The sequence below is a fragment of the Streptomyces sp. NPDC091209 genome, from assembly GCF_044757755.1.
Classification (GTDB): Bacteria; Actinomycetota; Actinomycetes; order Streptomycetales; family Streptomycetaceae; genus Streptomyces.
Genome location: NZ_JBIVVR010000001.1, coordinates 1,198,092 through 1,212,143, shown reverse-complemented (window position 1 = coordinate 1,212,143; position 14,052 = coordinate 1,198,092). Strand labels below are relative to the sequence as shown.

Genomic DNA, 14,052 nt, shown 5'->3' with positions numbered 1-14,052 from the left:
ATCAGACTGCCTCCGCCGGGCCGGGCCCGCTGGGCGCTGTGTGCTACCGGCCGGTTGTGGAAAACCGCGTCACCTGACCGGAGTACCCGCCGTCGCCGTCCCCATGACCCGGCCGTACTGCTCCCGTACCTCGCGGTAGCGCAGCAGCTCCGCGGCCACGGGATCCAGCACCCGCGCTCTTCCGCACCCGGCGGCAGCCTCGCGCAATCGGCGTTCCGCTTCCAGGCCGTAGCGTCTGGCCGGCCCGCGGGCCGCCATTCTGCTGCCCCACTCGACGACCGGGCCGCCGACGATGCCCGACACCATCAACAGCACCGGAACCCCCAGGTTCGGTGACATGACCCCGATGATCTGGCCCACCAGCCAGAGTCCGCCGATGACCTGGAGGATCGTCATCGCGGCCTGCGCCAGCACCGCGACGGGCCACCAGCCGGGCCGCGGCGGCCGTCCCGCCGGAGCCGTCGCGCGTGCCGCCATGTGGTCCAGTGCCTCGGGCAGCCCCTGTGCGCCCCGTACGGCGGCCTCACGCACCGCCTGGGCCCAGGGCGCCGGAAGTCCGTACGCGGCCCGGTCCGCGACTGTCCGTACCGCCTGCTCGACACGCTGACGCGCGGTGGCCTCCTCGTCCGCGGGAGCGCGCACGGGCAGGCGCCCGGTCGGGGGCTCGCGCCGCTCCAGATACCAGCGCCACAGCCGCAGCCAGGGCGTGCCGCACGCGCGGTTGGCGTTGCGCCGCCAGGCCCGCTCGGCGGCCTCACCGGTCGCGACGGCGCCCACGGCGTCCGCGAGCCGGTCCGCGAACTCGTCGCGTGCCTCCTCGCTGAGCCCGACCCGCCGCCCGGTCGCGTAGACGGGCCGCAGCCGTGCGGCGGCCGCGTCGAGATCGGCCGAGATCCGCCGTGCGGCGGCCCCGTGTTCCGCCACGAACTGGCCGAGACACTCCCGCAGTTCGGGAACTCCGGCCCCGGTGAGCGCGGACAGCGAGAGGACGGTCGCGCCCGGTTCGCCGTACTCGCCGAGCGCGATGCCGTCCTCGTCGAGCAGCCGCCGCAGATCGTCGAGCACCTGGTCGGCGGCCTCTCCGGGGAGCCGGTCCACCTGGTTGAGGACCACGAAGGTCACCTCCGCGTGCCCGGCCAGGGGCCGCAGATAGCGCTCATGGAGGACGGCGTCCGCGTACTTCTCCGGATCCACCACCCAGATGACCGCGTCGACGAGCGCCAGGACGCGGTCCACCTGCTCGCGGTGCTGCACGGCCGCGGAGTCGTGGTCGGGCAGGTCGACCAGGACCAGGCCGCGCAGCTGTGCCTCCGCCTCCGCGCTCTGCAGCGGGCGTCTGCGCAGCCGCCCGGGGATGCCGAGCCGGTCGATGAGGGTGGCCGCGCCGTCGCTCCACGTGCACGCGATGGGGGCGGAGGTGGTCGGCCTGCGCACGCCGGTCTCAGAAATGGCCACGCCCGCGAGCGCGTTGAAGAGCTGCGACTTGCCGCTGCCCGTGGCCCCGGCGATAGCGACGACGGTGTGCTCCCCGGAGAGTTTGCGGCGGGCCGCCGCCTCGTCCAGGACCCGGCCCGCCTCGGCGAGCGTCCTGCTGTCGAGACGGGCGCGGGAGAGGCCCACCAGTTCGCGGAGCGCGTCCAGGCGCGAGCGCAGCGGCCCGTCGTACGCGAGGGGGGCGGGCACCGCCGAGACGGCGGCTTTGGCCTCCACCAAAGGCGCCTGGTAGCGGCCGGGGGCCCCTTCGGCCACGCGTCGCGCGATGAGGCCGTCGTCCCAGACGGGGCCGTCCTCCGCGCGTGCCGGGTCGTCGCCCTCCCCGCGCGCGCGGAGCTCCGCTTCGGACGTGTCCTGCGGGGTGTCCCGTCCGGCCGCGCCGCCGTTCCGTGCGGCGTTGCCGCCGACGCCTCCCTCGGCTTCCTCGGTGTCCGTCGTGCCTCCCTCGGTGTCCGTCCTGGACCCGGCCCCGGAACGCGCCGCACCGGGCGGACCGTTCTCCGAACGGTTCTCCGAAGCGTTCTCGGCGCTCGTCGTGCTCGTCGTGCTCGGGGTGCCCGGTGTACCCGGCGTGCCCGGAGTGCTCATCCCGGAGGGGGCGTTTTCAGGGGCGCCGTCTTCGGAGTGGTCGTCTTCGGGGCGGCCATCCGAGGGGCGGCCATCTGCGGGACGCGTGTCTTCGGGACGGCCGTTTTCGGGACGGCCGTTCTCGGGTCGCTCGTCTCCGGGGCGGTCGGCCTGATCCGTGTGGTCAGTGACGGCAGTCACCGCGGTCACCTCTCCTTCTGCAGTACGGACAGCGCGGCGATGAGTCCGGCCTGGGGTTCCGGATGGACCTCGAGCGCTTCAAGGGGGGCGAGACGGCGCTCGCGTTCGGCCTGCAGCGCCTTGTCGATGAGGTCCGTGAGCAACCGGCCGCCCTTGTCGCGCAGCCGCAGCGCGCCGTGCGCCCCGATCCGCTCGGCGAGCCCCTCGCCCGCGCTGCGCGCCCTGCGGCCGCCCAGGAGCGCCGTGGCGACCAGCGCGGCCACGACCGCGGGGTCCGGCGCGACACTCTTGTCGAGATCGCGCACCTCGTCCTCGGCGTACTCCTCCAGGACGCGCCGCCAGCGCCGTACGGACAGACCGATCCGGTGCTCGGCGCTCTCCAGTGTCGGATCACGATCCGTCAGCCCTGGAGCCCCCGAGGCCGGTTCGCGACGCCAGGCGTCGTCCACGCGTTCGTCGGCGGCGGCGACGGAGCACAGCAGCAGGGCGGACAGGCTCTCCACGAGCGCGTCCAGCAGTTCCTCGGCGGTGCAGTCGAGGGGATAGGCGCGCCAGCGCTTGAGAGCGTCCCCGGAGAGCACGGCCCCGGCCTGCAGACGCCCCTTCGCGCGCGTGTGCTCGCTGTCGTACGCCCCGTCGACGGCCGCGGTGAGCCGCGTCGCGGCGGCGTACTGAGCGGCGGCGGCGCTGGCCAGTTCCGGCATCCGCGACTTCAGGGAGTCGAGGGCACCGCGGGCCGTACGGGCCATCGCCCCGTGGCGGGCACCCGGGTCCTGGGCCTGGTGCGTGAGCCACGTACGCAGCGGTGCGACGGCCGTGGCGGGCAGCAGGCCGCCGCCCCAGGCGGACTCGGGCAGTTCGGGCACGGTGAAGCGGGGTGCCTCACCGAGTCCCGCCTTGGCGAGCAGTGCGCCGTACTGCCGCGAGACCTCGGACACCACCTGGTGCGGCACCCGGTCCAGGACCGTCACCAGGGTCGCCTTCTGTTCCTTGGCGGTGCGCAGCAGATGCCACGGCACGGCGTCTGCGTACCGCGCGGCCGTGGTCACCATCACCCAGATGTCGGCCGCGCAGATCAGTTCGGCGGCCAGCACGCGATTGTCGGCCACCAGGGAATCGACATCGGGCGCGTCGAGGAGGGCGAGGCCGCGGGGGAGCGTGTCGGCGGTCTCGATACGCAACACCCGCTCCCCGTGTTCGGTGGGGGCGGGAAGATCGTCGCCGGGTTCCTGATGGGGCACCCACACGCGGGTGAGCTGGGGCAGCACGCGCATGCCGCTGAACCAGTGATGGTCCTCCGGATGGCACACCAGCACCGGCGTACGGGTCGTCGGGCGCAGTACGCCCGCTTCGCTGACCCGGCGCCCCACAAGGGAGTTGACGAGGGTCGACTTGCCGGCACCGGTGGACCCTCCGATGACGGCGAGAAGGGGTGCTTCGGGTTCTCTCAACCGGGGCACCAAATAGTCGTCGAGCTGTGCGAGCAGTTCGTCGCGGTTGGCACGCGCGCGTGGAGCCCCTGCCAGGGGCAGCGGAAAGCGTGCGGCGGCGACACGGTCGCGCAGGGCGGAAAGTGCGTCGAGCAGCTGAGGCCGTACGTCCAAGGTCACCACATGCGAAGAATGCCCAATTTTGGAGTCTTTCTGAAGCATATGGGTATGTCTGCGCGCCGACAGGACAGACGGGGCGGAAGGGACGACTGGGGCGCAGGCATAACGAGTGCACAACACCCGATGCGCGAGACGCCAAAAGCGGTGCACGATTCGTACCTGCCTGCGATTATCAGGACCGCTTCACTGAACCTCCACATTGAGCCACGGAGGCGAAGCATGAGGGACAGGGATGCGGGAGCCCTATTCTTGTCCCCGGCAAGGTCAAGGATCGGCCCACACCCGGGCACCAGGACACAGGCCGACACACCCGGCCCCCGTAGCTCAGTGGATAGAGCAGGCGCCTTCTAAGCGCTTGGCCGCAGGTTCGAGTCCTGCCGGGGGCGCCAGTCTCCGCCCTCCCTTTGGGGAGGGCTTTTTGCTGGTCAGGACATGTCTCACTCGATACGACGAAGCCCCGAACACCTCCCCGATGATCAAGGGGAAGGTCCGGGGCCGTCCGGCTGGCACCGGGTTTTCGCGGGTGGCCCTGTCGAATACGTGTCGAAGTTTTCGGCGAGAAGCCTCAGGCCGGATCGGGCCGCTCGGGAAGATCTCCGGCGGCTTCGAGGCGCCTTTTCAGGTCAGGCAGCTGCCCCTCGACGCATCGCGCGTAGGTCGCCAGGAGCGCCGGGACGCTGTTTCCGGCCCAGTCCGCCACCTGGGCGGGTGGAATCCCGTCGTTGAGCCACTTCGTCAGGCGCGTGTGCCGGTTGTCGTAGACCCGCCTTCCTGTGGGCGACTCGCAGACCTGCGGGGGCATGACGCCCTTGCGCGCACTGCGCCACGCTCGGCGGCTGACCGAACCCGCGAGAATCCCGCCCGTCTCCCCCTGGAACAGCAGGTCACCGGGCTTGAGCTGTTCGTCCTCGATGTGCTGCCGCAGGATGCGCGTCAGCGCGGGACGCAGCCGCGGTCCTCCGCGGCCGGCGCCGGAGCCGGTCGAGGAGCGCCGCCCCTTGGTTCGCGCTCATCGAGGTCGCCGACACATGGCCGAGGCTGTCGCCATCAGGCCGGCCCCTCTCCGGATCGGCCCAGCCGAGACGGCCGTCCCGGTCACCTCAGCGTGTGTGATGTCCTGCCAGAAGCCGCGTCGATCTCGTCGTGGGCCTTCGTCAGCAGTTGCATGGCGAGTTCGTTCAGTGCCCTCGCGCCCGCGACCTCCTCGCCGACCCTGGGCTGGTTCGAGTCGGAGGGGTGGCGGCTGGCGTAGCCGTGGGCGCGTACCTCGCTGCCGTCGGGGAGGCGCAGCAGGGCGGCCGCGCGGGTGCGGTGGTCGTCCTCCTGGAACTCCATTTCGACGTGCCAGCCGACCGTGGTCCGTGCCTGCATCGCTGTCATCTGTGTCATCGCGATCACCTCCGAAGCCGTTGCCCCCGGTGAACCCCCGCGGAGACTGATGGAGCCCCTAGGAAGAAGTGTCCTCCTCGGACAGGCGGGGCACGAGGCGAGGCCGCAGGGGGTCACACCGAGTGGTGGGGCCGTGCCGGCGGGTGGTGCCGACGGCGGTGCCGGGCCGGTCCCGGAGCGCCGACGAAGACCTGTGAGGTGCCCGTGGACGGGCGGCGCGGGCCCGGGACCAGGAACGCGGGCCTGGCAAGGATCAGGGGCCGGCAGACGGTCCTCCACGGCGTCGCCGAGGAGGCAGAACTGGTCGTGAGCGAGCCGAGCGCGAACATGATCAGCCGTATGGCCAGGGGCAGCGACGCCGTGCGGCCGCCGGTTTCTTCCCTCCGCCGCTGACATCAACGCTGCCGGACGGAGGCACAGAACAAAGGGCCGGCTCAGGAGGTTTCCCTCCCGGGCCGGCCCTTTGCCTGGTTCGACTCGGCGACACACGCGTGCCACCGATGCCGAAGCCGTCCGGTCCTGCGGACCGCGTCCTGCGGACCGCGTCCTGCGGACTCGCCGGGTCGCCCTTCAGGCGCCCGCGCTCATCACATGCGCCGGGCGCTCCTGCGCGCCAGGAATTCGGCGGCGGCCGCGGTCAGCAGGGCAAGGCTCAGGCCCAGGACACCTGCGTTGATGACCGAGGGACCTTGAGACCAGGCCCAGGCGCAGCCGACCGCGAAGGCCACGGCCACGGCGATCCGCCCGGGCGTTCCGCTGACCGCGAGCAGGGGAACCTGCCCAGCCGCGCGCCGACGGTACTTGAGAACGACGATCACCGCGGCGACCAATACCAGGATGGTCGGTCCTGCAAAGCTGTCCATAACCTGCGTGTGCCCTCTCTGCTTCCCCGCGGTGTACTCCCCGCGATGTACCCCGTGACGTACGGCGGATCTACTTGCAGTATCCGCCCTTGTATTCGTACGGAAGGAAGGTCGGCACCTTCACCTCGACGCACTTGCCGTCGGAGCCCGCGTTCCAGGCCACCCGGGATATGTTCGCCGCGTTCAGGATGCCGTACGCATCGAACGGCGGCGGAGCGGCCGCGAACAGCACGGCCACGAACCCGGCGTTGGAAGCCAGGTGGGCCGTCTCCTTCTTGTTGAAGTAGACCGTTCCGCTGATGATTCCCCAGGTCCACTTCGGGTCGGCGACGATGGGGTACACGGTGTTCGCACCGGTCTCCACGGTCTGGGTGACGGTGTCTCCCTCGACCTGGTAAGCGGTGGGCACCGGGGCGCCGTTGGCGTCCTTCGCCCAGGGCGTCTCCAGTCCGCCGATGATCTCTCCGGAGGCGTCGAAGACGACCAGGCCGCCCTCGGCGGTCTGCCGAATCGTGGCACCCGCCGGCAGCGTCAGCTTGAACGACTGCTGTCGTGGAGCGTTGGCGTCTTCCAGAGTGAAGAGCGCGCGGAAGCCGCCGTCCGTCGTCGCCTGCGCGGCGGTGGAGACCGAGTCGTCGCGGCCGGCGAAGACGGTCGTGCCGCTCGTGCTGGAGGCTTCCTTCTCGCCGACCCCGGGAAGGGCGAGTTGGACGGTGTCCTCTCCCTTGGTCGCGCTGATCGGATCGTCGGCGCGGGTCGGAAGCGACACCCGGGCGCCTTCTGCGGCCACCGTGCCCGAGCCCTTGAGAATTTCCTGCGTGCCCGTCGCCTTCTCGATCACCGTCGACGGTGTCGCGGTGTGTGATGACGTGTCAGCCATGGCGCAGGGTGTGGCGAGCATGGTCAGTGCCGCCGCCCCGGCAACGAGGGTCAGATGTCCAACTCTCGATATGTGCAAAACAGTTCCCCCTGTTTGGTCTGTGCCGATCTCGTCGGCCGGGGGATCTTCACACGGTTGCCCGGGGGTCAACAAGATCAACTTCCTGTGACCGGCGCCCTCGCGTCTGTGGCATAAATGACTCATTGCCTGCATATGGTGGTCCCATGGTGAACCTTGGATGGTTCGCCCCGTTTTGACGAGGGGTATCGCGCGGGCCGAACGAGCCATGTGAAGTCGGCCACTTGACCGGAATCATGCGCACTGGGCCGCTGCTGCCGACCGCGAGAGGCCGCTGCCGGGCTCGGCGTCGGACGCTTTGCTCGCAGGGCGCGTCGTCCGCCGACTCCCGCACCGGCGCCGAGTCAACTCCCGTGATTCTTGAGCGGGTTGAGCTGCACACGGCCCGGCCCCGGGATCGCTACGATGCGCCGGGGCCGCGCCCAAGGAGGCGCGGAAACGTTTCCAGAGGGGGATCTCCGTGTTCGTGCTGTCCATCGTGCTGCTCATAGCGGCGGTAGTGCTCTTTCTCGTCGGCCGGGGCCCCACTGCCGCGGGCCGTTGGAGACTCGGGGCGGCACTCAGTGCCGTGGCGGGGCTACTGGCGGGCGCCTTCGCCTGTGTCCATGTCGTGAGTGCCTCCGAGGTCGGCGTGCCGGTGACCTTCGGCAGGATCGGGGCACCGATGGTCTCGGGCATCCACTTCAAGTCACCGTTCACCGACGTCACGTCCTTCTCCACCCGCCCGGTGGACCTCGACCTCATCGACAAGGACGTGGTTGAGGTCCGCTCCTCGCAGGGCGGTGTGCTCTACGCGGACGTCACCATCAAGTGGGCCGTGGTGCCGGCCAAGGCGGTCGCGCTGTACCGGCTGGCGGGCAGCGAGGAGGCTGTCGAGGGTCGGCTGGTGTTGCCGGACAGCCGCGAGATCATCCGCAACGTCTTCGCGAAGCACACCAGCGAGGAAGGCTATGCGTCCGCCCGCGAACAGATCGGCTCGGAGATCGCGGGCCTTGTCAAGGAGCGATTGGCACCACGCGGCATCGACGTCACTTCCGTCAATCTGCGCAATGTGAGGCCCTCGAAGAAGTTGCAGGACCAGATCGACAAGAAGATCCAGCAGGAGCAGGCCACCGAGCGGGCCACCGAGGCGGCGCGTACGGCCAAGGCGGAGGCGGAGCGCAAGCGGATCGAGGCGGAGGGCATCGCCCGCGCCAACAAGATCATCGAGCAGTCGCTGAGCGACAAGGTGCTGTACAACCAGTGCCTCGAGGCGTACAAGGAAGCCGCGAAGTCCAACCCGGTGTACGCGGTGCCGTGCGGTACGGACTCCAACGGCACGCCGGTCATCGTGGACGGCCGGAAGAAGTGATGCCGCTGTCTGGTCCATGACGTCTCTCGGCTTTCGCCCCCCGAGCGGGAGGGCGAGGGCCGACGTGTCGAAGTCTGCCCAGCGAACTGCTGGTTTCGGGGAAAGGCGCTGGTCGCCACCAGGGCGGGCCTGACGAGGTAAGGCGCCTTCTACGCCTGTAGCCACTCTGTGCGTGCAGCAGTCGTGCCACATAGTGCGGTCAACCACGGTCAACGACGGCCCGCCACGGTCGAGATGCGCCGATGAGCCGGGCCGGTGCTACGGCCGGAGTGACCTGGACATCCCCGCGATCGACCACGTCCACCCTTGCAAGGCGGATGTCGCCTGATCTGCCCGCCGCCTTGTGGTCCCCCTTCCTTCCTCCGTGGCCGGATTGCTTCCTTGTGTGCCCTTCGTGTACGTGTCAAACAGTTGAGAGGTGGGTGACCAGGGGGAGGGGGCGCTGTATGTCAGTGCTGGGTGGCGGTCCGGTCGCGCCGTCGGTCTGGGCGATCGAGCGGTTTGGGCAGCAGGCCGGCAGGCTCGCTGCGGCGGTCCCGGTGCAGCTGGCCAAGGCTCATGCGAAGGCTCACGCCACGCACCTCACAGCCGGACTGAAGAAGCGGAGTCCCTACGGTGTGACCCTCGCGGAGGCCGTGCGGGAGTACCTGAGGAGCTAGGGGCCTCGACGAAGCTGGTCTGCGTGTTCTTCACGGCCGACGTCGAGAGCGGCATCCATGCCATCCATTGGGGACAAGCCCACCTCGAACCGGACCGCACTTTTGACTGGCTCCACAGCGAACAGCTCCCAGTCGCTCCCCAACCTCTTGAGTGATCGGCGAGCCGTCGCATCCTGCTCCGGCGTGGGCACCAGCTGGCCGAGTCCTGGGCCGTCCCTGGGCCGTGCGAGGTCGCTCGACAGCGACCGGCGGTGACAACCAGTGACAGGACAGCTATCAGGGCGGTCGATGAACGGCCAGGTCACGGCCCCGTGACCGAACGCGTTTCCCCCGAGGGCTAGCCGTCAGGCAAGATGGGGTGTATCTGCCCACTGCCGATTTCAAGCGTCCGGACGGTTTCTCTTGGCTGAGTTCATTTACACCATGCGCAAGACGCGCAAGGCGCACGGCGACAAGGTGATCCTCGACGACGTCACCCTGAGCTTCCTCCCGGGTGCGAAGATCGGCGTGGTCGGTCCCAACGGTGCCGGTAAGTCCACCGTTCTCAAGATCATGGCGGGCATCGAGCAGCCCTCCAACGGTGACGCGTTCCTGTCGCCCGGCTTCAGCGTCGGCATCCTCATGCAGGAGCCGGAGCTGGACGAGTCCAAGACGGTCCTGGAGAACGTCCAGGACGGTGCCGCCGAGCTGATGGGCAAGCTCAACCGCTTCAACGAGGTCGCCGAGCTGATGGCGACCGACTACTCGGACGCGCTCATGGAGGAGATGGGGAAGCTCCAGGACGACCTGGACCACTCCAACGCCTGGGACCTCGACGCGCAGCTCGAGCAGGCCATGGACGCGCTGGGCTGCCCGCCCGGCGACTGGCCGGTCACCAACCTCTCCGGTGGCGAGAAGCGCCGCGTGGCGCTCTGCAAGCTGCTGATCGAGGCTCCGGACCTGCTCCTCCTCGACGAGCCCACCAACCACCTCGACGCCGAGTCGGTGAACTGGCTGGAGCAGCACCTCACGAAGTACGCGGGCGCCGTCGTCGCCGTCACTCACGACCGGTACTTCCTGAACAACGTCGCCGAGTGGATCCTCGAACTGGACCGCGGCCGCGCGATCCCCTACGAGGGCAACTACTCCACGTACCTCGACAAGAAGGCCTCCCGCCTCAAGGTCGAGGGCCGCAAGGACGAGAAGCGCGCCAAGCGGCTCAAGGAAGAGCTGGAGTGGGTCCGGTCCAACGCCAAGGGCCGTCAGACCAAGTCCAAGGCCCGCCTCGCCCGTTACGAGGAGATGGCGGCCGAGGCCGACAAGATGCGGAAGCTGGACTTCGAGGAGATCCAGATCCCGCCGGGCCCGCGCCTGGGCTCCATCGTCGTCGAGGTCCAGAACCTCTCCAAGGCCTTCGGCGACAAGGTCCTCATCGACGACCTCAGCTTCACGCTGCCGCGCAACGGCATCGTCGGTGTCATCGGCCCGAACGGCGCCGGCAAGACCACGCTGTTCAAGATGATCCAGGGCCTGGAGACGCCGGACACCGGCGCGATCAAGGTCGGCGAGACGGTCAAGATCAGTTACGTCGACCAGAGCCGCGCCAACATCGACCCCAAGAAGACGCTGTGGGCCGTCGTCTCCGACGAGCTCGACTACATCAACGTCGGTCAGGTCGAGATGCCGTCGCGGGCCTATGTGTCCGCCTTCGGCTTCAAGGGCCCGGACCAGCAGAAGCCCGCGGGTGTCCTCTCCGGTGGTGAGCGCAACCGGCTGAACCTGGCGCTGACCCTCAAGGAGGGCGGCAACCTGCTGCTCCTCGACGAGCCCACCAACGACCTCGACGTGGAGACCCTGTCGTCGCTCGAGAACGCGTTGCTGGAGTTCCCCGGTGCGGCCGTGGTCATCTCCCACGACCGCTGGTTCCTGGACCGGGTCGCGACGCACATCCTCGCGTACGAGGGTGAGTCGAAGTGGTACTGGTTCGAGGGCAACTTCGAGTCGTACGAGAAGAACAAGGTCGAGCGGCTCGGCGCGGACGCCGCACGCCCGCACCGCGCCACCTACAAGAAGCTGACCCGGGGCTGATCGATCTTGCGCCACATCTATCGCTGCCCGCTGCGCTGGGCGGACATGGACGCGTACGGCCACGTCAACAACGTGGTGTTCCTCCGCTACCTGGAGGAAGCCCGTATCGACTTCCTGTTCCGCCCGGAGAAGGACTTCAAGCAGGGGTCCGTGGTGGCGCGCCATGAGATCGACTACAAGCGGCAGCTCGTCCACCGGCACGCGCCGGTGGACATCGAGCTCTGGGTGACGCAGATCCGGGCCGCGTCCTTCACGATCGCCTACGAGGTGAAGGACCCGGACCAGGTCTACGTCACGGCCGCCACGGTGATCGTGCCGTTCGACTTCGAGCAGCAGCGCCCTCGCCGGATCACGGCCGAGGAACGCGACTTCCTGGAGTCGTACCGCGACGACGAGGACGAGGCCGTCGCGGCATGACCGTCCTGCACCTCGCCGACGCGGGGGAAGCGGCCGATCTCGCCGCTTTCCTCTCCCGGCTCGTCCACTACGACCGCGCGGCCGCCGTGCGCCTCCAGGCGCACGGCACCACGCTCGCGGTCTTCGGCCGGCCGCCGTCGTTCGAGGTCCTCGCGATCCGTACGGCGCGGCTCGCCAAGCCGTACGAGAACGGGCTCGACGTCACCCTCGACGTGACCGTGTCCGCCGGTGAACTCCTGGAGTCCGTCGAGGAGTCGGCGGCCACCGTCGGCGTTCCCGTCGCGGTCACCGGGCCTCCGTGGGCCGGCGTGCTGCCGCCCCGCGGCGGCTGGCGGCAGGAGCCGGGGCTGCCCGCCCCGGACGCCGTACGCGCCAAGGTCGCCGCCGCTGTGGCCGAATTCCGGTCGCGCACCGAGGAGTTGGCGCCCGAGCTGCGGACCCGTGCCGAACTCGACCGTCTCGGGCGGGAGATATGGTCCCGGCCGATCGGTGACACCGGACTTCCCGTGCGCGCCGCGCATGCCGCGCAGTCGCTGGGCTTCCTGCGGCCCGTACCGCCGACGGCCGCGTCCTCGTCCGCTCCGGGGCAAGTCCCCTCGGGCGGAGGCGCGTTGAGCGCAAGCCCGCCGAGTGTCAGCCCGTTGGCGCTGTACTCGTCGGGGGCCTGGCTGCGCCTGCGGACACCGTTCGGGTCGGTCGCCGTCCGCCGGGCGGGACTTGGCGCGCTGGGCGTCAGCGTTCACTGATCCCCCGCGTTCAGCGACCCCCCGCGTTCAGCGACCCCCCGCGTTCAGCGAACCCCTCGGTTCACCGTTTTCCTCGGTGAACCGAGGCCGCTGGCCGCGCGCCGGCGTGTGGAGGTGGGCGACCGTCCGAAGCGGCGGTCAGCTCGCCGTGTTCACCATCGAAGCGGCCGCGTACGTCAGGTAGTTCCACAGCGTGTGCTCGTGCTCCTCGGAGAGGCCGAGCTCGTCGACCGCCACGCGCATGTGCTTCAGCCAGGCGTCGTGCGCCGCCTGGTCGACCTGGAAGGGGGCGTGCCGCATCCGCAGCCGGGGATGGCCGCGGTTCTCGCTGTACGTCGTCGGGCCGCCCCAGTACTGGATCAGGAACAGCGTGAGGCGCTCCTCGGCCGGGCCGAGATCCTCCTCGGGATACATGGGCTTCAGCAGCGGATCGCCCGCGACACCCTCGTAGAAACGGTGCACGAGGCGTCGGAAGGTCTCCTCGCCGCCGACCTGCTCGTAGAAGGTCTGCTCCTGAAGCGTGCCGCGCCGAATCTCTTTCACGCCCCCATGGTCTCAGACGGGGTGACCGAGGACTCAAGGCTTAGGACCACGCACGAAGCGCATCGGACGCACCCGCTCCGGATCGGCCGGGCCGGCGCTCGCTTCGTGGCCCGTCCGGCAGCACAGTGGAGGTATGGGCGCGCACGCTCTCGCCGATGATTCCGATCCCGGCCCCGAGGACCTCGCCGATCTGGCGCGGGCGTCCCTGGTGCGCGAGATCGACCGGAGCGGGGCCTGGGAGGACGACCCGGTCTGGCGGGAGGCCTTCGAGGCCGTCCCGCGCCACCTCTTCGTGCCCTACTACTACCTCGGCGTCACCGGTGGCTTCGAGCGCGTCTGGGGCGAGGACCCGGACCCGCGGGCCAGGGACCGCTGGCTGCGCGGCGCGTACGCGGACGCCCCGTTGGCGACCCGGGTGCGGGACGGGGAACTCGTCTCCTCCAGCAGCCAGCCGTCGCTGATGGCGACGATGCTGACCGAGCTGGCGGTACGGGACGGGGACGCCGTCCTGGAGATCGGCGCCGGGACCGGCTACAACGCGGCCCTGCTCGCGTACCGTCTCGGCGACGACCTGGTGACCACGGTCGACCTCGACGTGGAGATCACCGAGGCCGCGCGACGGCATCTGGCCGTCGCCGGGTACCACCCGACCGTCGTCACCGGTGACGGCGCACGCGGGGTGCCCGAGCGGGCTCCCTTCGACCGGATCATCGCCACCTGCACGCTGAGCACGATCCCGCGCCCCTGGATGCCCCAGTGCCGTCCGGGCGCCCGCATCCTCGCGCCGCTGGCCACCGGCCTGATCGCGCTGCGGGTGCGGGACCCCGGGCATGCCGAGGGACGTTTCCTGCACACGTCCGCCTTCTTCGTGCCGCTGCGCGGTGCCACCCGGTCCGGGCCGGAGCCGGAGCCGGCCCGGACCGGCGGGGTGCCGCGCCGGGCCCGCGGCCAGGACCTGTTCCGGTTCCTGCTGGCCCTGACGGCGGGCAGCCTGGACCCGAACGACGCCTACGCGCTGTGGGAGCGCGAGGGGCGGCCGCAGCGGGAGCGGTACGGGGTCACGGTCGGCGAAGAGGGTGTCTGGGCCTGGCTGGACGACCCCGAGGGGCCGTACACCTGGCCGCTGCCCTGAGCCGCCCACGACGGGGTTCTGCACGCCCCGGGGCCCGAGGAACGGCCCCGGCACC

12 protein-coding genes and 1 tRNA gene are annotated in these 14,052 nt (G+C 70.1%); 7 read left to right on the top strand and 6 right to left on the bottom strand.

Annotated elements, in window-relative coordinates; genetic code table 11:
- Positions 1 to 69 precede the first annotated feature (69 nt).
- Entirely contained in the window at positions 70 to 2,082 is a 2,013-nt protein-coding gene (locus tag ACIQRL_RS05265) for a GTPase (protein WP_401327196.1), read from the bottom strand.
- A 185-nt stretch (positions 2,083 to 2,267) separates the two neighbouring features.
- Positions 2,268 to 3,914, bottom strand: coding sequence for a dynamin family protein (locus tag ACIQRL_RS05260; RefSeq protein WP_401327193.1), 1,647 nt, complete (start codon positions 3,912 to 3,914; stop codon positions 2,268 to 2,270).
- A 271-nt stretch (positions 3,915 to 4,185) separates the two neighbouring features.
- Between ACIQRL_RS05260 and ACIQRL_RS05255 the strand changes: the two genes are divergently transcribed.
- Positions 4,186 to 4,261 (top strand) — tRNA-Arg (locus ACIQRL_RS05255).
- Positions 4,262 to 4,967: 706 nt separating this feature from the next.
- On the opposite strand, the gene ACIQRL_RS05250 is transcribed toward ACIQRL_RS05255, so the two are convergent.
- The 3 genes from ACIQRL_RS05250 to ACIQRL_RS05240 form a co-directional block, all read right to left on the bottom strand.
- Positions 4,968 to 5,252: a DUF1876 domain-containing protein gene (locus ACIQRL_RS05250; RefSeq protein WP_326790949.1), complete on the bottom strand. Its 285-nt coding sequence runs from the start codon at positions 5,250 to 5,252 to the stop codon at positions 4,968 to 4,970.
- Positions 5,253 to 5,848: 596 nt separating this feature from the next.
- On the bottom strand, positions 5,849 to 6,124 hold the full coding sequence (locus ACIQRL_RS05245) for a hypothetical protein (protein WP_401327191.1): 276 nt from the start codon (positions 6,122 to 6,124) through the stop codon (positions 5,849 to 5,851).
- 70 nt (positions 6,125 to 6,194) lie between these two features.
- Positions 6,195 to 7,004, bottom strand: a complete 810-nt coding sequence (locus tag ACIQRL_RS05240; RefSeq protein WP_401327189.1) for a hypothetical protein — start codon at positions 7,002 to 7,004, stop codon at positions 6,195 to 6,197.
- A gap of 538 nt (positions 7,005 to 7,542) precedes the next feature.
- On the opposite strand from ACIQRL_RS05240, the gene ACIQRL_RS05235 reads away from it, so the two are divergent.
- From ACIQRL_RS05235 to ACIQRL_RS05215, 5 genes are all read left to right on the top strand, one after another.
- Positions 7,543 to 8,433, top strand: a complete 891-nt coding sequence (locus ACIQRL_RS05235) for a prohibitin family protein (protein ID WP_401327186.1) — start codon at positions 7,543 to 7,545, stop codon at positions 8,431 to 8,433.
- Positions 8,434 to 8,879: 446 nt separating this feature from the next.
- Positions 8,880 to 9,092: a hypothetical protein gene (locus ACIQRL_RS05230; RefSeq protein ID WP_401327184.1), complete on the top strand. Its 213-nt coding sequence runs from the start codon at positions 8,880 to 8,882 to the stop codon at positions 9,090 to 9,092.
- Positions 9,093 to 9,494: 402 nt separating this feature from the next.
- Positions 9,495 to 11,159: an energy-dependent translational throttle protein EttA gene (gene ettA / locus ACIQRL_RS05225; protein ID WP_266758857.1), complete on the top strand. Its 1,665-nt coding sequence runs from the start codon at positions 9,495 to 9,497 to the stop codon at positions 11,157 to 11,159.
- 6 nt (positions 11,160 to 11,165) lie between these two features.
- Entirely contained in the window at positions 11,166 to 11,576 is a 411-nt protein-coding gene (locus tag ACIQRL_RS05220) for a thioesterase family protein (RefSeq protein ID WP_355855780.1), read from the top strand.
- Positions 11,573 to 12,322 (top strand): hypothetical protein, encoded by a 750-nt coding sequence (locus ACIQRL_RS05215; RefSeq protein WP_401327181.1) that lies wholly within the window; start codon positions 11,573 to 11,575, stop codon positions 12,320 to 12,322. The genes ACIQRL_RS05220 and ACIQRL_RS05215 overlap by 4 nt, the downstream gene beginning before the upstream one ends.
- A 138-nt stretch (positions 12,323 to 12,460) precedes the next feature.
- Here the strand turns inward: ACIQRL_RS05215 and ACIQRL_RS05210 are convergent, their stop codons facing one another.
- The gene (locus ACIQRL_RS05210; protein WP_401327178.1) at positions 12,461 to 12,865 is read right to left on the bottom strand and encodes a globin; all 405 of its coding nucleotides are present in this window, start codon (positions 12,863 to 12,865) and stop codon (positions 12,461 to 12,463) included.
- Positions 12,866 to 12,998: 133 nt separating this feature from the next.
- Between ACIQRL_RS05210 and ACIQRL_RS05205 the strand changes: the two genes are divergently transcribed.
- Positions 12,999 to 13,997, top strand: a complete 999-nt coding sequence (locus ACIQRL_RS05205; RefSeq protein WP_401327175.1) for a methyltransferase domain-containing protein — start codon at positions 12,999 to 13,001, stop codon at positions 13,995 to 13,997.
- Positions 13,998 to 14,052 lie beyond the last annotated feature (55 nt).

Bases quoted from the DNA above. Each gene is read 5' to 3' on its own strand.
- ACIQRL_RS05265 (WP_401327196.1), bottom strand. From the start codon at position 2,082: ATGAGCACTCCGGGCACGCCGGGTACACCGGGCACCCCGAGCACGACG.
- ACIQRL_RS05260 (WP_401327193.1), bottom strand. From the start codon at position 3,914: ATGCTTCAGAAAGACTCCAAAATTGGGCATTCTTCGCATGTGGTGACC.
- ACIQRL_RS05250 (WP_326790949.1), bottom strand. From the start codon at position 5,252: ATGACAGCGATGCAGGCACGGACCACGGTCGGCTGGCACGTCGAAATG.
- ACIQRL_RS05245 (WP_401327191.1), bottom strand. From the start codon at position 6,124: ATGGACAGCTTTGCAGGACCGACCATCCTGGTATTGGTCGCCGCGGTG.
- ACIQRL_RS05240 (WP_401327189.1), bottom strand. From the start codon at position 7,004: ATGGCTGACACGTCATCACACACCGCGACACCGTCGACGGTGATCGAG.
- ACIQRL_RS05230 (WP_401327184.1), top strand. From the start codon at position 8,880: ATGTCAGTGCTGGGTGGCGGTCCGGTCGCGCCGTCGGTCTGGGCGATC.
- ACIQRL_RS05215 (WP_401327181.1), top strand. From the start codon at position 11,573: ATGACCGTCCTGCACCTCGCCGACGCGGGGGAAGCGGCCGATCTCGCC.
- ACIQRL_RS05205 (WP_401327175.1), top strand. From the start codon at position 12,999: ATGGGCGCGCACGCTCTCGCCGATGATTCCGATCCCGGCCCCGAGGAC.